At 63.1% G+C, this 19573-nt stretch carries 15 protein-coding genes and 1 tRNA gene; 3 read left to right on the top strand and 13 right to left on the bottom strand.

Features of this window, described 5'->3' with window-relative positions:
* The first annotated feature begins 261 nt into the window (after positions 1-261).
* Both SIL87_RS13795 and tetH read left to right on the top strand, forming a co-directional pair.
* Positions 262-1611, top strand: a complete 1350-nt coding sequence (locus SIL87_RS13795) for a hypothetical protein (RefSeq protein ID WP_319614736.1) — start codon at positions 262-264, stop codon at positions 1609-1611.
* 34 nt (positions 1612-1645) lie between these two features.
* A complete protein-coding gene (gene tetH, locus SIL87_RS13800; protein ID WP_319614737.1) occupies positions 1646-2458 on the top strand; it encodes a thiosulfate dehydrogenase in 813 nt (270 codons plus the stop codon).
* Between the two features lie 187 nt (positions 2459-2645).
* Here tetH and SIL87_RS13805 read toward each other — a convergent pair.
* From SIL87_RS13805 to SIL87_RS13845, 9 genes are all read right to left on the bottom strand, one after another.
* Positions 2646-2720: transfer RNA gene (locus tag SIL87_RS13805), tRNA-Val, on the bottom strand.
* 48 nt (positions 2721-2768) lie between these two features.
* Positions 2769-3518 (bottom strand): SDR family NAD(P)-dependent oxidoreductase, encoded by a 750-nt coding sequence (locus tag SIL87_RS13810; protein ID WP_319614738.1) that lies wholly within the window; start codon positions 3516-3518, stop codon positions 2769-2771.
* Complete coding sequence (gene mmsB, locus SIL87_RS13815) at positions 3515-4417, bottom strand: 3-hydroxyisobutyrate dehydrogenase (protein WP_319614739.1); 903 nt, start codon at positions 4415-4417, stop codon at positions 3515-3517. The genes SIL87_RS13810 and mmsB overlap by 4 nt, the downstream gene beginning before the upstream one ends.
* 22 nt (positions 4418-4439) lie before the next feature.
* Positions 4440-5489 (bottom strand): enoyl-CoA hydratase/isomerase family protein, encoded by a 1050-nt coding sequence (locus SIL87_RS13820; protein WP_319614740.1) that lies wholly within the window; start codon positions 5487-5489, stop codon positions 4440-4442.
* Positions 5486-6661, bottom strand: coding sequence for an isobutyryl-CoA dehydrogenase (locus SIL87_RS13825; protein ID WP_319614741.1), 1176 nt, complete (start codon positions 6659-6661; stop codon positions 5486-5488). The genes SIL87_RS13820 and SIL87_RS13825 overlap by 4 nt, the downstream gene beginning before the upstream one ends.
* Before the next feature lie 10 nt (positions 6662-6671).
* Positions 6672-7592 carry a methylisocitrate lyase gene (gene prpB, locus SIL87_RS13830; RefSeq protein WP_319614742.1) on the bottom strand — a complete coding sequence of 307 codons (921 nt, stop codon included), beginning with the start codon at positions 7590-7592 and terminating at the stop codon, positions 6672-6674.
* 11 nt (positions 7593-7603) lie between these two features.
* Positions 7604-8752, bottom strand: coding sequence for a bifunctional 2-methylcitrate synthase/citrate synthase (gene prpC / locus SIL87_RS13835; protein WP_319614743.1), 1149 nt, complete (start codon positions 8750-8752; stop codon positions 7604-7606).
* A 21-nt stretch (positions 8753-8773) separates the two neighbouring features.
* Complete coding sequence (locus SIL87_RS13840; RefSeq protein WP_319614744.1) at positions 8774-10273, bottom strand: MmgE/PrpD family protein; 1500 nt, start codon at positions 10271-10273, stop codon at positions 8774-8776.
* A 113-nt stretch (positions 10274-10386) separates the two neighbouring features.
* Positions 10387-12042, bottom strand: a complete 1656-nt coding sequence (locus SIL87_RS13845) for a fatty acid--CoA ligase (protein ID WP_319614745.1) — start codon at positions 12040-12042, stop codon at positions 10387-10389.
* A 114-nt stretch (positions 12043-12156) separates the two neighbouring features.
* On the opposite strand from SIL87_RS13845, the gene SIL87_RS13850 reads away from it, so the two are divergent.
* A complete protein-coding gene (locus tag SIL87_RS13850; RefSeq protein WP_319614746.1) occupies positions 12157-12936 on the top strand; it encodes an SDR family oxidoreductase in 780 nt (259 codons plus the stop codon).
* Here SIL87_RS13850 and SIL87_RS13855 read toward each other — a convergent pair.
* The 4 genes from SIL87_RS13855 to SIL87_RS13870 form a co-directional block, all read right to left on the bottom strand.
* The gene (locus SIL87_RS13855; protein ID WP_319614747.1) at positions 12890-14929 is read right to left on the bottom strand and encodes a Hint domain-containing protein; all 2040 of its coding nucleotides are present in this window, start codon (positions 14927-14929) and stop codon (positions 12890-12892) included. The genes SIL87_RS13850 and SIL87_RS13855 overlap by 47 nt on opposite strands.
* A gap of 1481 nt (positions 14930-16410) precedes the next feature.
* Positions 16411-17175, bottom strand: a complete 765-nt coding sequence (locus tag SIL87_RS13860) for a polysaccharide biosynthesis/export family protein (RefSeq protein WP_319614748.1) — start codon at positions 17173-17175, stop codon at positions 16411-16413.
* Positions 17176-17249: 74 nt separating this feature from the next.
* Entirely contained in the window at positions 17250-18245 is a 996-nt protein-coding gene (locus SIL87_RS13865; protein WP_319614749.1) for a homoserine O-acetyltransferase/O-succinyltransferase family protein, read from the bottom strand.
* 2 nt (positions 18246-18247) lie between these two features.
* Positions 18248-19549 carry an O-acetylhomoserine aminocarboxypropyltransferase/cysteine synthase family protein gene (locus tag SIL87_RS13870; RefSeq protein WP_319614750.1) on the bottom strand — a complete coding sequence of 434 codons (1302 nt, stop codon included), beginning with the start codon at positions 19547-19549 and terminating at the stop codon, positions 18248-18250.
* Between the last annotated feature and the right edge of the window lie 24 nt (positions 19550-19573).

Genomic DNA, 19573 nt, shown 5'->3' on the forward strand with positions numbered 1-19573 from the left:
CGGGGGGGCTGTCGCTGATCGCGGAAGGATCAGGCGGAGCATGGTCCCGTTGCAGCCAGGATCATCCGGTAAGCGATCGGATATGGCGATCACTTCCATTTGATTTGTAGATAAGTTTATGTGTTCTCGTATTCGTGAAGTTCTGTTATTGAAAACAGAACAGAACGAAGAGGGATCAATCAAATCGGAAAAGAAAAATAAATTATGTGACTTATAGTCTATAATTTGAAATTATCAAAAAAAAATCGGGGGAAATTACTTATGCGTCTCGCCAAATACGGCTTCACAGTGTCGATGCTCGGGCTCGGGCTCGGGCTGATCGGCAGCCCAGCCATTTCATCTGCGGCGAACTGGGTGAAATTGCAGGACGTTTCGCCAGCATCCGCGCCGGCTGTGCATATTTCCGGTTTCATCGAGCCGATCTACTCCAGCACGTCAGGTACCGCGACCATCAATGGTGCCACTCCGAACGAGAATCTGATCGGACCGGGGCTCAATTCAAGCAGTGATTTCAACATCTTGCGTGCCCGCCTGATAGTACGCGGCTACATCAATCGTTATTTCTCGTATTTTTTCGCGGGCGAATTCGGCAACAACTCCTTCAGCAACCCCGGGACCGGCTATGCCCCCCGCCTGCAGGACGGCCACGTCACCCTGAGCTATCTGCCCGGCGTGCGCGTTACCGCCGGCATCATTCGTGCGCCCGGCCCGGAAAACGCGATGCAGGGCTACATGGCGTATGATTTTACCGCGTTCCCTGCCGTCATTCAGCAACTGATGTTCCAGACTTTCTATAATCCGCGCCCGACCAAAGGTTATGTTGCGAGCGCGGGGGGCTATCTTGTGCCGGCATCGGGGGTGCAGGGAACGAATGCGTTCCGCTATACCGGAATTGCCGCCGAGGATTGGTTTCGCAACGGACCGTGGGAATTCACCTACGATACGATGCTTGGCAGTTTCGCGCCGTTGACCGCCATCGGTCAGCCCGGGGACGGACCGATCTTCGCGGCGCGGCTGCAGGAATCCTACATTTTCGGCGGTCACGGCCCTTACCGCAGCGACCTGACCGGCTTCGTCTGGGCGCAATATGCCCATCCTCAGTTCGATGACCGGTTCTATGCGCTCAGCCGGCAAGGGCTCGGCGTGACGTATATGCAGAACGAGTTCCATACCGGTGGCCGCTGGTTCAAGGCGGAATACATGCAGGGGTCCGGCATGATCGATACCTCGCCGGCCTTCGGAATTCAGTTGGCCACGATCAGATCACCCACGCTGACCCAGGCGCAGGTTTATCCGGGTGTCGGCAACCGGGCCTATGGCTATTACGTCGGGGGCGGCGTTTTCGTGACCCCCAAGCTCGAACTCGACCTGCGCTACGATTATTATAACCGTCTGCCGAACAACCATGCGCAGAACCGCGTGTTTCATACGGTCACTGCCGGTATTCAGTACCACCTCGCCCCGCTCGACAAGATCATGGTCGATTACGCGATCCGCAGCCTCGATGTCCCTTATCCAACCGCGGCACCACCCGCGAGCCGACCGATCGTCGCCAGTATTTCCCGCTCGATCGACAACCAGATCACCGCCGAGCTCGTCCTGAGCTTCTGATCCCGCACCATTTGCCTCAACTGAAGGAAACGCCATGAACCTCAACACTCCAACTCTGCCCGCCACGCCGCGTCGTGCCATGATGCGTAACATCGGACTGACGGCCGGTGCCGCCGGGCTGATCGCGGCATCGGGACCATCCGTTCATGCGGCTGCCGATGACGCCAGCCTGATCAACCCGGGGGCAAAGACCCTTCAGGATCTGCACGCCAGACTAGCCAAAGCCCCTCATCGCCGGGATTTTAAAACCGTGCCGATGATCCTGACCGATCCCGCCGACTGGGATGCCCAGGCCATCAAGGAACTGGTGGCTTATCAGGGTGATCCGAAGCAGGTTTGGGACAACACCGACCTGACCGGTCCCTGGATCAACCTGATGCGCAATGCGGTCAATGTGCAGACCTACTCGTTCCGCAAGCCGGACTTCCTTGCGGTATCGATCACCCATGCGCTCGCCCACCTCGCGCTGTTCGATCAGGAATTGTGGGATAAATATCAGCTCGCAAAATTTGCGGGCGGGAGGCTGGCACGGAATACCCTGATCGACACCCCGAAAGCCGCGTCGACCGATCCGAAGGATTTCAACAACATCAACGGTGTCTTCTCGCCGAACGATAATTCGATCACCGTGCTGCAACGGCGTGGCGTTGTGTTCATGGGCTGTCACAACGCGATCTGGGAAATGACCGGCGGTCTTTTGAAAAAGGGCATCAATCCGGACAAGCTCACTCATCATCAGATTGCCGCGGAATTCACCAACCACCTGATCCCCGGTGTCGTCCTCACGCCCGGCGTGGTCGCCACCATGATCTATCTGCAAAAAGCGGGCTACGAATACGCAAAGTGACTCCGGCAGCCGGCGGCACAGTCCGCCGGCTGGTTGGGCGGTCTTCGTGAGCACCAGTTGTTGTGGCAAGAACGCGATGAGGTGGCCAGACCCATATCTTGCGATGGGGCACGATCCGGAACTTCAGGAAAATGAAAAAGGGCGGGGCCAGACTTCCGGTTAACTGCTTGTATTCTCGTCGGAAATCTGGTGGGCGCGACAGGGATTGAACCTGTGACCCCCGCCATGTCAAGGCGATGCTCTACCGCTGAGCTACGCGCCCACTGCTGGCGCGGTCATAGCTTCGGATGCGACGATACGCAAGCGGGGGTCAGCGTGGCGGCAGGCGTAGGGCGCCATCGAGGCGGATGGTTTCGCCGTTCAGCATCTCGTTCTCGCAGATGTGGCGAACCAGGGCGGCGAATTCGGCAGGTTGACCGAGCCGGGGCGGAAACGGCACCGTGTTGCCGAGACTGTCCTGCACCGCTGCGGGAAGGCCTGCCATCATCGGCGTGGCGAACAGGCCGGGGGCGATGGTCATGACCCGGATCGCCGAGCGGGCCAGCTCACGGGCGATCGGCAAGGTCATGCCGACGACGCCGGCTTTCGATGCCGCATAGGCGGCCTGGCCGATCTGCCCGTCGAACGCCGCGATCGAGGCGGTATTGACGATGACACCGCGGCTGCCTGTGTCATCCGGCGCGTTCCCGGCCATGGCAGCCGCGGCGAGGCGGATCATGTTGAACGTACCGACCAGATTGACCATGACCGCGCGGGTGAATCGCGCGAGGTCGTGCGGTGCCTCGCGGCCGAGAACGCGTTCGCCCGGCGCAATGCCGGCGCAATTGATCAGGACATGCACCGATCCGAATGCCGTAATCGTGGCTGCGATCGCGCTTGCGCCATCCGATTCGCTGGTGACATCCGTGCGATGGAACCGGGCAGTGGTAACGCTCGCCTTCGGCGGCTCGATATCCGCGATCATCACTGCTGCACCGGCCTCGACGAGCATCGCGACGGTTGCGGCACCGAGTCCCGAACCCCCGCCGGTAACCAGGGCCGTCTTGCCTGCAAGATTCATGTGCGATCTCCACGGTGCCCGGAGGCGATCATCCGGAAGATCGCGGAAAAATCCTCGCCTCCATGTCCCGCATCGGCGAAGGCCTGATACATGCGTGCGGCGTGCGCGCCCAGTTCGGTCTCCGCACCGGTCTGCGCCGCCGCCGCCTGGGAGAGCAGCAGATCCTTCAGCATCAAAGCGGCGGCAAAGCCTGGCGCGTAGCCGTGATTGGCCGGGCTCTCCGGGACCGGGCCTGGAACCGGGCAATAGCTGGTCAGCGACCAACACTGGCCCGACGACGTGGATGCCACATCGAACAGCGCCTGACGTGCAAGGCCGAGGCGGTCGGCCAGGGCGAAGGCTTCGCTGACGCCGATCATCGAAATGCCGAGGATCATGTTGTTGCAGATCTTCGCGGCTTGGCCGGCACCGGCATCGCCGCAATGAACCACGCGGGCGCCCATTACCTCAAACAGGGGACGGGCGCGGTCGAACGCCTGTGCCGTGCCACCGGCCATGAAGGTAAGGCGCGCCGCGACCGCGCCGCCGACACCGCCCGAAACTGGAGCGTCGATCGCCTGCTTGCCGGCGCGCTCTGCGGCGGCGTGGGCGTAGCGGGCGGTGTCGACATCGATGGTCGAACAGTCGATCATCAGGCAATCATTCTGCGCCGTCAGGATGCCCGCAGGATCGTCATACAAAGCGCGCACCGCTGCGCCGGAGGGCAGCATGGTGATCACTGCCTCGCTTCCCGCCGCTGCGGCGACGGCATCGGCCACGATGGTTACGCCGTGCGCGGCTGCGGCGTCACATAGAGGGGCGACCAGATCGTAGCCGCGCACCGCATGGCCGGCGCGCACGAGATTGGCCGCCATCGGCCCCCCCATGTTGCCCAGGCCGATGAATCCGATGGTTGCCATGCTCCCCTCCCCCGCTGGTCTGTCAGTCGAACCGCAACTCCCCGGTGCCGAGCGAGGCGAAGTAGCCATCGAGCGCGGCATCGTCGATTTCGGAAAGCCCTTTGGGGTTCCATTGCGGGTTGCGGTCCTTGTCGACGACCGCGGCGCGGATGCCTTCGATGAAATCGTGGGACCGAACGCGGCGGAGCGCGATACGATATTCCAGCGCCAGACAGGGTTCGAGCGAGCCGAGACGGCGCGCTTCGCGCAGGACGCGCAAGGCGAGGTTTACCGAGGTGGGCGATTGGCGGGTGATGATTGATGCCGCCTCGCTCGCGGCAGGGCCGGATGCGCGAAGCGCTTTCAGGATATCGGTGATCGCCTCGAACGCGTAGCATTGCGCGATCCATGATGTCTGCGCGATCAGGGCGCTCGGGCCAGGCGGCATTGCGTAGCGCCGGAGGAGGGCGCCGATTTCGCCGGGGTGGGTTATTTCAAGGAGATCGCGGCGGAGCTGGTCGAGCGAGGCCGATGCGACGTGATAATCGGCAAGGTCGATGGCAAGGGCATCGGCGGCGGTCAATCGCATCGCCGTCAATGCGACATGGATGCCGAGATTGTCGGGCGCGCGGCCGAGCAGATGGCTCGCCCCGACATCCGGGATGAAGCCGATCCCGACTTCCGGCATGGCGAGCGTGGTGCGTTCGGTGACGACCCGGTGCGACCCATGGGCGGAAAGCCCGACGCCGCCGCCCATCGTGATGCCGTCCATCAAGGCGACATAAGGTTTGGGGAACGATGCGATACGCGCGTTCAACCGGTATTCGCGCGCAAAGAAAGTGGCGATGGCATCGACATTGCCGTCACGCGCCGCATCGTACAGTGCCCGGATATCGCCGCCGGCACAGAAACCGCGTTCCCCTTCCCCATCGATCAGGACGCCGATGATCGCGGGATCGGACGCGAATGTGGCGAGCGCATCGTCGATCGCGCAGCACATCGGATAGCTCAGGGCGTTCAGGGCGCGGGGACGGTTGAGGGTGATGTGGCCCCAGCTGCCGACCGGGCGGATCAGGACGTCGTTGGTGCTCACCTCTCGCGCCCGATCAGGCTGCGCGCGACGATCATGCGCATGATTTCGTTGGTGCCTTCAAGGATCTGGTGCACCCGGAGGTCGCGGAGGATCTTTTCGATGCCGTAATCGGCCAGATAGCCGTAGCCGCCATGGAGTTGCAGGGCCTGATTGGCGACGTCGAACCCGGTATCGGTGGCGATGCGCTTCGCCATCGCGCAGAGGCGCGTTGCATCGGGGGCGCTGCGGTCGAGCGCGGCGGCGGCGTACCACAACATCACCCGCGCGGCTTCGAGCGTGGTCGCCATGTCGGCGAGGCGGAATTGCAGCGCCTGGAAGGCATCGAGCGGTTTACCGAAGGCGGTGCGCTGCTTCGTGTAGGCGAGCGTGGCCTCCAGCGCTTTCTGCGCGCCGCCGAGGGAGCAGGCACCGATGTTGAGCCGCCCGCCGTCGAGGCCGCTCATCGCGATCCGGAACCCCTCGCCTTCGGCACCGAGCCGATGGCTTGCCGGTATGCGGACGCCGTCGAACACCACCTGACGGGTAGGTTGTGCGTTCCACCCCATTTTGCGCTCGTTCGGGCCGAACGACAGTCCGGTCGCATCGCGCTCCACCACGAAACAGGAGACGCCGCCGGGCCCTGTCCCGCCGGTACGCGCCATCACCAGATAGAGATCGGTGGCACCGGCACCGGAGATGAACTGCTTGGTGCCGTCGAGCACGTAATCGTCGCCATCGCGGCGGGCGCGGCAGGTGAGCGCGGCGGCATCCGACCCGCAGCCCGGTTCGGTCAGGCAATAGCTCGCCAGCGTGGCCATGCTCACGAGATCGGGGAGAAAGCGCGTGCGCTGCTGATCGTTGCCATAGCGGTCGATCATCCAGGCGACCATGTTATGGATCGAGATATAAGCGGCGATCGCCGGACATCCGGTGGCGAGCGCCTCGAAAATCAGCGCGGCATCGAGCCGGCTCAGCCCGCTGCCGCCGCTGGAGTCGCGAACATAAATGCCCCCCATGCCGAGCGGTGCGGTGGCGCGGATGACATCGAGCGGGAAGTGACGGCGTTCGTCCCAGTCGAGCGCATGCGGGGCGATGGACCGATCGGCGAAGTCGCGCGCCATTTCCGCGATGGCCCGCTGCGCCTCGGACAATTGGAAAGGGTGCATCGGGTCGGTCGCGGTCACGGCGTCCATCATGGCGTCCTCAGCCTTGCGGCATTCCGTGGGGGACGATGGTTTTGACGATGGTGGCGTCCAGTGCCTCGAACCCTGCGTAGTCGATGGTCTCGTAAAGCTCGGCGCGGGTCTGCATCGCCTCGACGCAGTTCTGCGCCCCGTCATCCTCGCGGATGGCATCGTAAAGCCGGGCGACTGCCTTGGCCGCGACCCGCAGCGAGGTGACCGGCCACATCACCATGCGAAATCCCATTGCCTCGAATTCCGTGGCGGTGAAGAACGGGGTGTTGCCGAATTCGGTCATGTTGGCGAGGAGCGGCACACCCGGCATCCGCCGCGCGAACTCCCGGAACATCTCGGCGTTGTGCAGGGCTTCGGGAAAGATCGCATCGGCACCGGATTCGACATAAAGTTTCGCGCGCGCGACGGCGCCATCGATCCCCTCGCTCGCCGCCGCATCGGTACGGGCGATAATGTACAGATGCCGGCGGGCATGGGCGGCAGCGGCGACCTTGGCGGCCATATCGTGCGGGCTCGCCAGTTTTTTATCGTTCAGATGGCCGCATTTTTTGGGCAGCACCTGATCTTCGATATGCACCGCCCCTGCTCCGGCATCCTCGAAACTGCGCACCATGTGCATTACGTTCAGCGCCTCGCCGTACCCGGTATCGCCGTCGACCAGGACCGGAAGGCCCGAGGCGCGCGCGGCCTGGCGGATGAAGAAGCAGACTTCATCGACCGTGATGATGCCAAGGTCGGGCAGGCCCATCGACGCCGTCATCGCCGCGCCGGACAGGTAGCAGGCTTCGAACCCCGCACGCATCGCCTGCCGCGCGGCAAGGCCGTTATGCGCGCCGGGAATCCGCAGGATGCCGGGGCGGTTCACGAGGGCGCGAAACCGCTCGCCGGCCGGCAGGATCGCCATATCGTCGCCGCGCAGATAGGTCATGGTGTCATCCTTCAGGCGCGCCGCTCGATCGGCACGAATTGCAGATCCTCCGGGCCGATGTAGTTGGCCGAGGGGCGGATGATCTTGTTGTCGATGCGTTGCTCAATCACATGCGCCCCCCAGCCGGAGGTGCGGGAGATCACGAACAGGGGCGTGAACAGCGCGGTCGGCACGCCCATCATGTGGTAGGAGACCGCGCTGAACCAGTCGAGATTGGGGAACATGCGTTTGGCGTCGTGCATCACGGTCTCGATCCGTTCGGCGATCGAAAACATCCGGGGAGATCCGGCCTGATCGGACAGCGCCTTCGCGACCCGCTTGATCACGACGTTGCGCGGGTCAGACACGGTATAGACCGGGTGCCCGAACCCGATGATGACCTCGCGCGCCTCGATCCGGCGGCGGATATCCGCCTCCGCCTCATCCGGCGTCGCATAGCGCTTCTGCACCTCGAACGCCGCCTCGTTGGCGCCGCCGTGCTTCGGACCGCGCAGAGCGGCGATACCGGCGGTGATCGCGGAATACATGTCCGATCCGGTGCCGGCAACGACCCGGGCCGCGAAGGTCGAGGCGTTGAACTCGTGTTCGGCATACAGGATCAGCGAGGTATGCATCGCGCGCACCCAGTCATCGCTCGGGGCATGGCCGTGCAGCAGATGCAGAAAATGGCCGCCGATCGTCGTATCGTCGGTCTCGACGTCGATCCGTTTGCCGTTGGTTGCGTAGTGATACCAGTAGAGCAGCATGGAGCCGAGCGAGGCCATCAACCGGTCGGTGATGTCGCGTGCGCCGGCGATGCCGTGATCGTGCCCTTCCGGCACCACGCAGCCGAGGGCGGAGACCGCGCTGCGCATCACATCCATCGGGTGGGCCGCAGCCGGCAGGGCTTCGAGCACACGCTTGACCGCGCCCGGAATGCCGCGCAGCCGGATGAGCTTTTGCTGGTAGGCCGCAAGCTCGACCTGATTGGGCAGCGTGCCGTGCACCAGCAGATGGGCGATCTCCTCGAAACTGCAGTGCTCGGCAACATCGAGAATATCATAGCCACGATAATGCAGATCGTTGCCGGTGCGCCCGACGCTGCACAACGCGGTGTTGCCGGCGGTCACCCCGGACAGGGCAACCGATTTTTTCGGCTTCGGCAGAACGACCTCGTTCATCGCAACCTCCTTTGTCCGTCCTCAGAAGATGCCCGGCTTGCCCACGTGCAGGGCGCCGCCCGGCAGCGCCACGTTCAACCGGTCGAGTTCCCCGGCCGGCAGCTTCGCCAGATCCTGAACCGAATCGAGGAACCGTGCGGATTCCCGGGCCGAGACGATGCCGGCGGTGAGCGTTTCGAACTTGGCGATGTACTCGGCCCGCCCGAACGGGCGTGCGCCGAGCGAGTGGGCATTGGCAACCGCAAGTTCGTCGATCAGGGTCGAGCCATCCTTGAACTGGATTTCGATACGTCCGCCGAAGGCCTTTTCATTGGCATCGGCGGTGTGGTAGCGCCGCGTCCATTCCGGGTCTTCGCGCGTCTCGATCTTGTGCCAGAGCGTGACGGTATCCGCCCGCTGCGCGCGCTGCGGCGCGTAGCTGTCGACATGATTCCACGCCCCGTCCTGCAGCGCGACGGCGACGATATACATGATCGAATGATCGAGGGTTTCGCGCGAGGCCTTCGGGTCCATCTTCTGCGGATCGTTCGCCCCGGTCCCGATCACGTAATGGGTGTGGTGCGAGGTATGGATAATGATTTTACTGATCGCACCGAAATCCTCGATGCTCTCCCGCATCCGGAATGCGAGGTCGATCAGGGCCTGACTCTGGTATTCCGCCGAATGTTCCTTGGTGTAGCTGTCCATGATCGCGCGTTTGGCTTCGCCCTTTTCGGGCAGCGCCACCTGATAGGAGGCATCCTTGCCGCCGAGCATCCACGCGATCACGCTGTCCTCGCCTTCATAGATCGGGCTCGGTGCCCCCTCGCCGCGCATCGCGCGGTCGACCGCCTCGATCGCGAGCTTGCCGGCATGGGCGGGGGCGAACGCCTTCCATGAGCTGATTTCGCCCTTGCGTGATTGACGCGTGGTGAAACTGACATGCACCGCCTGCTGCACGGCCTGAAAGATCACCTCCTGCTTCAGGCCGAGCAATGCGCCGATGCCGGCGGCCTGGGCCGGTGCGAGATGGGCGATATGGTCCTTTTTCCACTCGTGCAGGCAGATCGCGCGAACCAGATCGATCTGGATTTCATAGCCGGTGGCGATGCCGCGTATCAGATCGCGGCCGGTGCGCCCCATTGCCTGTGCCGCCGCGAGGATCGGCGGAATATTGTCGCCGGGGTGGGAATAATCGGCGGCGAGAAATGTGTCGTGATAATCGAGTTCGCGCACAGCCGTGCCATTGGCCCAGGCTGCCCATTCCGGACTGACGGTCTTGCGCCCGGGCAGGCCGAACAAGGTGGCGCCGCCGCGTTTGGTATGGCCCAGCGCCATGCCGCGTGCCGCAATCACCGGATCACGATTGATCGACGCGATGGCGACCGCCGCATTGTCGATGATCCGGTTTATGATCATGGCGGTCACGTCTTTTTCGACCGCGACCTTGTCCGCCGCGACGCCGGCAATCTTCCAGGCCAGCTGGTCCTCGCGCTTGAGCAACGATTTCGACGGATGGACGCGGACCTCATGCAGTTTCATGCGTTTCCGGCTTTCATTCCTGTTTCGTTATGATTAATCCGTTGGCTTCGAGATTTGTCCTCGGGCGGGTAAAACGCAACCCCCGCAGGTGGAACGCAGCGATGCGGCGGCGATCAGGCCATGGCTGCCCCCAGCAAAGCCGTCGCGCGGTTGCGCATCAGCTTCTTGTCGAGTTTGCCGACCGAGGTTTTGTCGAGCGTCTCGACCACGATGATCCGATCCGGCACGGCGTAGCGCGAGATCGCGCCGGTATCGGCATGGGCACGGACATGGTCGCGCACCGCGTCCTCATCGACCGTCACGCCGGGTCGCGCCACCACGAAGGCAACCGGGCGTTCGCCCCAGCGCTCATCCGCCACGCCGACCACGGCGACCTCGAATACCGCAGGATGGGTCAGGATGATGTCCTCAAGCCCGATCGAGGAGATCCACTCACCGCCCGTCTTGATGACATCCTTGACCCGATCGACGATGCGGAGGAACCCGTCGGCATCCATCGTGCCGATGTCTCCGGTATGGAGCCAGCCGCCGCGCCACAACGCTGCCGAGGCTTCGGCATTGCCGGCGTAGCCGGGGGTCAGGCAGGGTGACCGGGCGACCACCTCGCCGACCGCGATGCCATCGTGCGGCACGTCGTTCATCACCTCGTCGACCACCCGCACCTCGCACAGCACCGCCGGCATGCCCGCCGCGAGCCGGAGGCGGATTTCGGCCTCCTTGCGGTCGGGCTCGGCGTCGAGAATATCGCCGCGCAGCTGCGTCATCGTCATGATCGGGCAGGTTTCCGACATGCCGTAGGCGGCATAGATATCGACGCCGCGTTTCAACCCTGCCTCGCACAGCGCCCTCGGCAGGGCCGAGCCGCCGATGATCACCCGCCAGCCGGTGAAATCGATATCCTTCGCCGCCGCCGCGTTCAGGATCATGTGCATGATGGTCGGCACGCAATGCGACACGGTGACGCCTTCGGTGCGCAGCAGATGGCACACCACGTCGGGCAGGAAACGCCCGACATAGACCTGCTGCATCCCCATCATGGTCGCCACGTAGGGAAAGCCCCAGGCATGGACATGAAACATCGGGGTGAGCGGCATATAGACATCTTCGCGCGAAATCCGTCCGTTCAGCCCGGCCATCATCAGGGTCGACATCAGCGCCAGCGTGTGGAGCACCAGTTGACGGTGGCTGAACATCACGCCCTTGGGCAGGCCGGTGGTCCCGGTGGTGTAGAACGTGGTGGCCTGGGTGTTTTCGTTGAAATCGGGAAACTCCTTGTGGGCGGATGCAGCGGCGAGCAGGGCTTCGTAGCCGCCGACGCTGCCGGGCACCGCCGGGGTTTCACCATTGTCGCTCAGAACGACGATCGCACGGAGCTTTGGTAGCCGATCGCGGATCGCATCCAGCACCGGCAGGAAATCGGTATTGATCAGCAGGATTTCAGCGCCCGAATGGTCGATCGTATACGCGATCTGGTCCGGACTGAGCCGGATATTGACCATCATCAGCACCGAACCCAGCATCGGCACGGCGAAATAGGCTTCGAGATAGCGGTGACTGTCCCAATCCATTACCGCGATCCGGGTCCCGATTTCCGCGCCCAGCGCATCGAGCGCGTTGCCAAGCCGGTTCACCCGCTCGACGAATTGGGGATAGGTGAAACGCTCCACCCCGCGGTAGACGATCTGCCGCCGGCTGGCCTGAGCCAACGGCATTTTCAGGATCTGCTTGATCAGAAGCTGATACTCGAACGGCCGGTCGATGTCGTTCATGCTGCGTCTCCTCGTTACTCTTCCGGTCCAGCCGGGGCTTGCCCGGCATAGGATAGGAGCGTATCGCGCGCGTCAATATCCCGCGCCAGCGGACACATGAAACGGGGGAATGGAATGACCGAGTTGAAATCGCTGTTCGACCTCACCGGCAAGCGTGCCCTGATCACCGGCGGCTCACGCGGGCTCGGGCTTCAGATTGCCGAAGCGCTCGGCGAATACGGCGCCACAATCGCGATATCTGCCCGCAAGCGCGACGAACTCGACGAGGCGGTGCGTTATCTGGCAGGGCTGGGGATCACCGCCACCGCCCATGTCGCCGATCTCGGCAAATTGGAAACTGTGCCGGGCCTGGCCGATGACGTGCTCGGCGCGCACGGCACGATCGATATTCTGGTCAATAATGCCGGCGCCACCTGGGGTGCGCCGGCCGCCGATGTCACCCCGGACGCCTGGGCGCGGGTGATGAACCTCAACGTCAACAACCTGTTCTTTCTGACCCAGGAGATTGCCCGGCGCACGATGATCCCGCGGCGCGCCGGCAAGATCCTCAACATCGCCTCGATCGCCGGGCTACGTGGGCATCATCCGGATATCACCGGCACGATCCCTTACAATGCGTCGAAAGGCGCGGTGGTGAACCTGACCCGCGCGCTCGCCGCCGAATGGGGACCGCACAACATCACGGTCAACGCGATCGCGCCGGGATTTTTTCCCTCGAAAATGACCAAAGGCATCCTCGGTCAGTTCGAGGCGCAGGTGCTCCATCACACCCCGCTCGGCAAGCTGGGCAATAACGACGATCTGAAAGGCGCGGCCCTGCTGTTCTGCTCTGCCGCCTCCGGCCACATCACCGGCCAGATCCTTGCGATCGACGGCGGTACGATGGTGATCTGACCAGATCCGCGCCGCTGAGCGGGTAGCGCAGACTCGCCGCGACGACCACAGTGACGTGAAGACCGCCCTTCAGCAGACAGGACGGGATCGAAGCGGCACCATCGGTCCACCGTCCATCCGGTTCCATGCCGTGCCAACCTTCGCTCAGCGCTGGATGGTCGAGGGGGATGGCGGTGCCGTCCACCGCGAGGGCGGCAAGCTTCACCCCCAACCGGCGCCGGTCTCGCGGGTCCGCCGTGATTTCGCCGGGGATTGCGGAACGGCTGGCGATCACCGCGCCTTCCGGCCCGTGCCGTACCGAAACCGCCGGATCGTCGGTCGTCTCGATCGCCGCCCGACCGAGCAATCGCCGTCGTACCGCCTCGACCACTGGCCCCGCCTCGGCGAAGGGCGCGCACCCCGACGCGATCCGCCGGGCCTGATCGAACATGCAATGCAGCACCACCGGCGTATCGGCGTTGTCGAAGACGCCCCGATTGCCGGTATCGAGGTAGGATTCTGCCGGCGTCCCCTCGGCGGAGAGCACCGCGTGCCTCGGCAATTCGATGTGGTAGTAGGTCACCTGACGGGGCATCGCCATTCTGATCGATGCCCCGTTGACCAGCGCCTTGGCGGGAATCAGGTGGCCATCGAGCCATAGCGCATGATCGGGGGATAGCAGCAGCGGTCGATGGGGCACGCCGTCGGCGATCGAGCCAGCTTCGAAGCGGATCGGATTTGCCCGCTCCGGGCTCGGGTGGCGGGTCAGATCGACATGGCGCCGCCCGATCCAGCGGATCGGTGCCAGCGTGCCGTCATGACACACCACCATCTCGCCGATTTCGAGCCGCTCGACGGGAATTTCACCGCGCCGCGTCATGATCAGGGTGCCGGTGACGAAGCAGGTCATCGGGAGCAACTGGCTCCAGACCGCTTTTTGCGCTGCATTGAGGCTGCCATTGGCATTCAATGTGCCATCCGGCGCCTCGCCGGGGAGGTAGCCCCAAACCCACCAGTCGCCGCTGACCGGCTGCTGCTTGCCCGTGAAAACCGGGCCGCCCTGTGTGCCGTCCTGGCCGTTCATGTAAGCGGTCATGGTCGCGGCCCAAGCCTGGGAGTTCGCGGTGATCATGCTGCTGCCCATCTCGCCGACCCAGACCGGGGCGGTGTTCGTGGTCTCCAGATAGCCCCAGGCCTGGTTCATCCGCGCGACCGCCGCTGCCCCCGAATCGTTCGGGATGTTCGAAATCTCGGTCGGGTATTCGTGGACCGAGTAGACCACCTTGTTGGGGTCGGTCAGAACCACCGGGTCCTTGGCGGCGACGCTGAGATCACCCTCGGGCGCTGTGCCGGTGCCGGCGAAATCGCCGCCATAATTCTGCGGTCCTTCCGCGATGATCAGCGCTCCGGGGTCGACCGCCTGGATCGCATCGCCCACGGTCTGATACATCGCATGAATGTCGGTCGGGCCGCCGACCACGCCGTTATTGGTGCCGGTTGCGGTATAGGGGCCCCAGGTGATGCCGGTCGGGCCCGCTGAGCCGTACATCAAGGGCTCGTTGTCGAGGTCGAATCCGATGACGGTGGGATTGCCGGCGAACGCCTTGGCGACCGTGACCCAATCGGCCTGGAATTGCGCCTGCGTCACCGTGCCCGGCACGCCGACACCATTGGTGTTGTTGGTGCCCGGACCGGAATCGTACCAGAGCCCGTTCTGCTGCTGCGCGCCATAGCCGTCGCCTGCGGTTCCCGCCTCGTCGGTGTGATGGTCGATGATGACCTTCATTCCGACCGCACCGGCGGCGGTCACGATCTGCTCGATCGTGTTGAGATTGATCGAATCGACCGGATTGGCCTGAAACAGCGTTGCATCGACCCAGTCGAGCCGGATCGTGTTGAATCCCGCCGCGGCCATTGCGGCAACGGTACCTGGAATATTCGTGAAATTCTGATTCCATCCGACACTGGCAATCCGGACCGCCGTTCCTGTTGGCGGCGGTGAGAATCCGCGCATAAACGGCGCGTAGCTGCCGAGTCCATTTAAATGGACGGCACTGACCGGCCTTTACGGCAACCTGGACCCGGCGCCTAAATCACACGAGAACCAGATCGGCCGGGTACGAGGTCCGTCAGGAAACGCAGAACGTTCGAGGATTTGAATCAGCTGGGGAAGTGAGCAGTTGTTGGACCAGATGACCAAAGACAGTGTGAATTGCGTCAGCAGGTCATGCTCGGCCGCAGGCGTTGATGGAATAATCTGCAGAATGTTCGTTTGCAGTCGCTGTCTGTGCCAAGTGCTTGTCTGCCCACAGTGCGACCGAGGTCAGATCTACTGCATGCGAACTTGCGCCCGGGAAGCTCGTCGTGAACGGCAAAGAGAAGCTCGCCGACGTTATCAGGCAACCCCGCGAGGACGTGTCATGCATGCGGCGAGAAATCGCCATTACCGCGCTCGGGCGGTCCGCGTGACGGATCATGGTCCTGCTAAGCAACCGGAAACCGCGCTTTCGCGTGGATTGGCAATCGCCGGGGCTTCGCGAAAGCCCTGGACCAGCAGTACTCCCCCAGGACATCACCTCTGTCATCGTTGCGGTCGCTCCGTTTCACCTTTCGTGCGCTTGACAGGTCTCCGGCCTCAACGTCGCCCGAGCCGGATTGCCAGGATTGATCAAAACGACACCGGCGCGCGACGCCCACCCTGAAAGCGCCAGCGCCACTGATACAACACCAATCCTGTAGTTCGATCAGCACGGCCATCCTGTCGTCCCGACCTGCGAATTCCGACGCTGTCGCGCGCAGCGGCGGTCAAGGATGGCCGAAGGCCACCGCGCTCTTGCGCGGCGCGAAGCGTCCTTGACGGCTGCGAGCACGGCAGCAGCCTCAGAGCAGAGGGACAGCTACCCACTGCCACTGCCTCCTCCGCCAACTCTCCCACACCGTGTCAAACTGCCCCGCACTCATTAAGTCAATTCACTATGGTAACTATCCCGCGCCGTTTATGCGCGGATTCTCACCGCCGCCAACAGTTCCCGCAGCATCGACGATCTGGTTGCCGTTCGTGCTCAGAAAACCCGCCGGCAGCAGCATGGACGGCTCGGTCGCCGGCGGCGTTGCGGTCGTCACGAGGACACGCCGGGGTTCGATCGACCCCGCGATTGATTCGATTGCATCACGTCATGCCTTTTGATTAGAGATTGCGTTATAGTAGAAAACGCAACTACCAATTGCAGCATGACAAGATGAGAGCAACAGTTTTTTAGCTAATCGTCTCTAAAACTATATTGATATACGAAAACGCTGTGTTTTTCCCATAATGTGACGCAAAGAATTGTATACCTTGTCAGCACCGACGCGCGAAACGTTAGGCGCGGCACATCTCTGGATTGTTAGATGGGGGATGATTACGCGTGAATTAGACTCGAAAGTCGGCGACCGACCTCCGGGCCGCTCGCCGCTCGCTTCGGGACGATCGCATTCGGCCCGGTGGCCGCCAGATCAGTGACCGGGAATGACGCTCGTCGTCCCGTTGGAATTGACCTGATAGTTCACGCTCGCACTCGTCGCGATGAACTGCTGGAAATACTGATTGAAATACCCGTAGACCCGCGCGATGGCGGTGCGCGGCACGAATATCTCGTCCGAAGTCGCCAAGGGCACATTCGCAGCGGGGTCGCGTGCCGATTGCAGCGCCGCAAAATTCGTCCCGAAAAACTGCTGCTTGCCATCCGGCAAATGACGCAGAATGTAAATCTGGTCCGGATTGGCACCGAGTTTCAATCCGCCTGCGGCGGCAATGGCTTGAGCAAGGCGCGGCACGGGCCCCTCGAAACTATATACGCCTGGCTTCTCGACATAGCCGAGCACATACACGACAGTCGGTGCCGATTTGATCACGATCGCCGAAATCACCGGATTTTTCAGCACTTTGGTGTAATCGCCCCATAATGCGGTATCGAGCTGTGGCAGCGTCAACCCCGCCGCCATCTGCCGTTGCACCACGCTGGTCGATATGCTGCCATCGGGCAGGACGGTCGCCGTTTCGTTCAACTCGGCATCGAGCGGCAGGCGGATCGAAAGCACGTCCCCCACCGCGATACGATAGGGTTGGCTGGTTGGCGGCGTGACGGCCGATCCCGCCTGAAGCACCGTTGGTGCCGGTTGCAGCGGCGGCAATTGAGTGCACCCGCCGAGCAGAGCGACACCCAGAATACCAATCCGCCGCAACGACGAAACGGCAACGCCCGTATGGTCAGAAAACATTCTCTAATCCTAATGATATCAAATGAACCGAATTGAAATGCGCGACGTCACGATCTGAAAAAACCGTGAGGGAATTACCCGGTTCCCACCCTCGACCTTCGCCCGACCATTACGGCATCGAGCCAGTTACGGTACGACCGCACCGCGTGATCGCGCCACACCGGGCGCGCGGCCGCCCCCTCGTTCGGCAGGGGTAGACTGTCAAATCCGGTCGGATCGCGTTGCCGGCGCAGCGCGCGCTGCAACCCGAACAGGGCCGCGCGGGTCGGTGCATCGAAATATCCCACCGGCATTGTGGGATAATCGGGTGCGGCTCCGGTCAGATAGCGCCGGACATCCCGGCGATATTCCAGCGCCAGGCTGGCGCTTTCGTATTCCGGATGTCCCTGCAGGAACAGGCAACCGGGCGCATGGTCATGCACGAAGCGATCGACCCCGCCACGGGCGGAGGCGGCGAGCACCCGGTAACCCCGCCTGGTCAGCGGCCCTTCATCCAGGCTGTTCCAGCGCGAATGCGGCACGGCGATCCTTCCCATCGTATCCGCCAGCAGCGGATGTTCGCCCATGACGTCGAACCGCAGCACGCCGTGGCATTTACGGGCCAGCCGCCGCCGCGCCACACCGCTCAGATGCAATACCGCGACATGCGAGGCGAGGCAGGAAAACAGCATTGGTATCCGCCGCGCGATCGCGTGATCGATCAGCCGGGTCAATGCCGGGTAATAGGCTTCATCGCGCAAATCCTCTGTGCTCGGCTCGGCGCCCGTCACGATCAGCCCGTCCGGCTGCTCGTCCGCGATCGCTGCCGCCGGGCGATAGCGCGATCCTGCAACATCCGGACCGTCATCGGTCATGACGTACCCTTGAACGATCAGTTCCGGCATCGACTCCGCGGCTGCGGCGTGGAGGATCGCCCGAAACTGCCGATCGGCATCGCGAAACCCGGCCCCGTGCATATTGTTGACCAGCCCGATCTTGAGCGCCTCGCCTCCGGCGGCGGATAACGCGCGCACCGGTGCGCCGGGCGGGGTCCATGCCGAAATCCGGGGCGCGCGCTGAACGTCCGACATTCTCAGGCCGCCGTCGCGCAATTGGCGTGTCCAGCCGCGACGGTCAGCGCCTGATCGAGGTCGGCGATGATATCATCGATATGCTCGATCCCGATGCTCAGCCGGATCATCTCGGGCGTCACGCCGGTCTGCGCCAGTTCGGCCTCGTTCAACTGGCGATGCGTCGTCGAGGCCGGGTGCGTCGCCAGCGATTTCGCGTCACCCAGATTGACTAGGCGTTTGAATAGCGTGAGGGCGTCGAAAAAGCGCCGCCCGACCTCGAACCCGCCTTGCACGCCGAACGTCATCAGCGAACAGAACTGACCACCGAGGTAACGCAAGCCAAGATCATGATAGGGATTTTCCGAGAATCCGGCATAATTCACCCAGGCGACGCGCGGATCGGCGCGGAGAAACCCGGCGACCGCACGGGCGTTGGCGACATGCCGCTCCATCCGCAGCGGCAGGGTCTCCAATCCCTGCAACAGCAGAAACGCACTTAGCGGTGCCAGCGTGGCACCGCCGTTCCGCAGGCATACGCTGCGGCAATGCGCGACGAAGGCCGAGACCCCGAACTGCTCGGTGAACACCACATCGTGATAGGCCGGTTCGGGCGCGTTCAGCATGGCGAATCGCGGGCCCTGCGCCGCCCAGTCGAACCGCCCGCCATCGATGATCGCCCCTCCCATCGTGGTGCCGTGGCCACTGACGAATTTGGTGAGCGAATGAACCACCACATCGGCCCCATGCTCGATCGGGCGCAGCAACATCGGCGTCGCGACGGTATTGTCCACGATCAGCGGCACCCCGTTCGCGTGCGCCACGGCCGCAAGCCCGGCAATGTCCGAAATATTGCCGGCCGGGTTACCGACGCTCTCGCAATAGACCGCACGGGTCCGCTCATCGATCATTGCCGCCACTGCTGCCGGCGTATCGTCCTGCGCCATCCGGACATCGACGCCCTGGCGCTTGAACACATGGGCGAACAACGTATAGGTCGCCCCATATAGTTGCGGGTACGTCACGATATTCGTACCGACTTCGGTCACGTTCTGAATGGCGTACTGGATCGCCGCCATGCCGGTGGCCGTGGTCAGTGCCGCGACACCCCCTTCGAGCGCCGCCATGCGTCGTTCCAGCACATCGTTGGTCGGGTTGCTCAACCGGCAATAAATGTTCCCCGGTACTGTGAGATCGAACAGCGCCGCGCCATGGTCCGCGCTGTCAAATGCGTATGCCGCAGTTTGATATATCGGGACCGCGACGGCCCTGCTCGTCGGGTCGGTCTGGTAACCGGCGTGGATCGCCATGGTTTCCCGCTTCATCGGGCGGTTCCAGCCAAACGAGCG

Source organism: Acidiphilium acidophilum, from assembly GCF_033842475.1.
Classification (GTDB): Bacteria; Pseudomonadota; Alphaproteobacteria; order Acetobacterales; family Acetobacteraceae; genus Acidiphilium; species Acidiphilium acidophilum.

Excerpts from the sequence above, each read along its gene's own strand:
- SIL87_RS13795 (WP_319614736.1), top strand. The coding sequence starts at position 262 with ATGCGTCTCGCCAAATACGGCTTCACAGTGTCGATGCTCGGGCTCGGG.
- tetH (WP_319614737.1), top strand. The coding sequence starts at position 1,646 with ATGAACCTCAACACTCCAACTCTGCCCGCCACGCCGCGTCGTGCCATG.
- SIL87_RS13810 (WP_319614738.1), bottom strand. The coding sequence starts at position 3,518 with ATGAATCTTGCAGGCAAGACGGCCCTGGTTACCGGCGGGGGTTCGGGA.
- mmsB (WP_319614739.1), bottom strand. The coding sequence starts at position 4,417 with ATGGCAACCATCGGATTCATCGGCCTGGGCAACATGGGGGGGCCGATG.
- SIL87_RS13825 (WP_319614741.1), bottom strand. The coding sequence starts at position 6,661 with ATGGACGCCGTGACCGCGACCGACCCGATGCACCCTTTCCAATTGTCC.
- prpB (WP_319614742.1), bottom strand. The coding sequence starts at position 7,592 with ATGACCTATCTGCGCGGCGACGATATGGCGATCCTGCCGGCCGGCGAG.
- prpC (WP_319614743.1), bottom strand. The coding sequence starts at position 8,752 with ATGAACGAGGTCGTTCTGCCGAAGCCGAAAAAATCGGTTGCCCTGTCC.
- SIL87_RS13840 (WP_319614744.1), bottom strand. The coding sequence starts at position 10,273 with ATGAAACTGCATGAGGTCCGCGTCCATCCGTCGAAATCGTTGCTCAAG.
- SIL87_RS13845 (WP_319614745.1), bottom strand. The coding sequence starts at position 12,042 with ATGAACGACATCGACCGGCCGTTCGAGTATCAGCTTCTGATCAAGCAG.
- SIL87_RS13850 (WP_319614746.1), top strand. The coding sequence starts at position 12,157 with ATGACCGAGTTGAAATCGCTGTTCGACCTCACCGGCAAGCGTGCCCTG.
- SIL87_RS13855 (WP_319614747.1), bottom strand. The coding sequence starts at position 14,929 with ATGCGCGGATTCTCACCGCCGCCAACAGGAACGGCGGTCCGGATTGCC.
- SIL87_RS13860 (WP_319614748.1), bottom strand. The coding sequence starts at position 17,175 with ATGTTTTCTGACCATACGGGCGTTGCCGTTTCGTCGTTGCGGCGGATT.
- SIL87_RS13865 (WP_319614749.1), bottom strand. The coding sequence starts at position 18,245 with ATGTCGGACGTTCAGCGCGCGCCCCGGATTTCGGCATGGACCCCGCCC.
- SIL87_RS13870 (WP_319614750.1), bottom strand. The coding sequence starts at position 19,549 with ATGAAGCGGGAAACCATGGCGATCCACGCCGGTTACCAGACCGACCCG.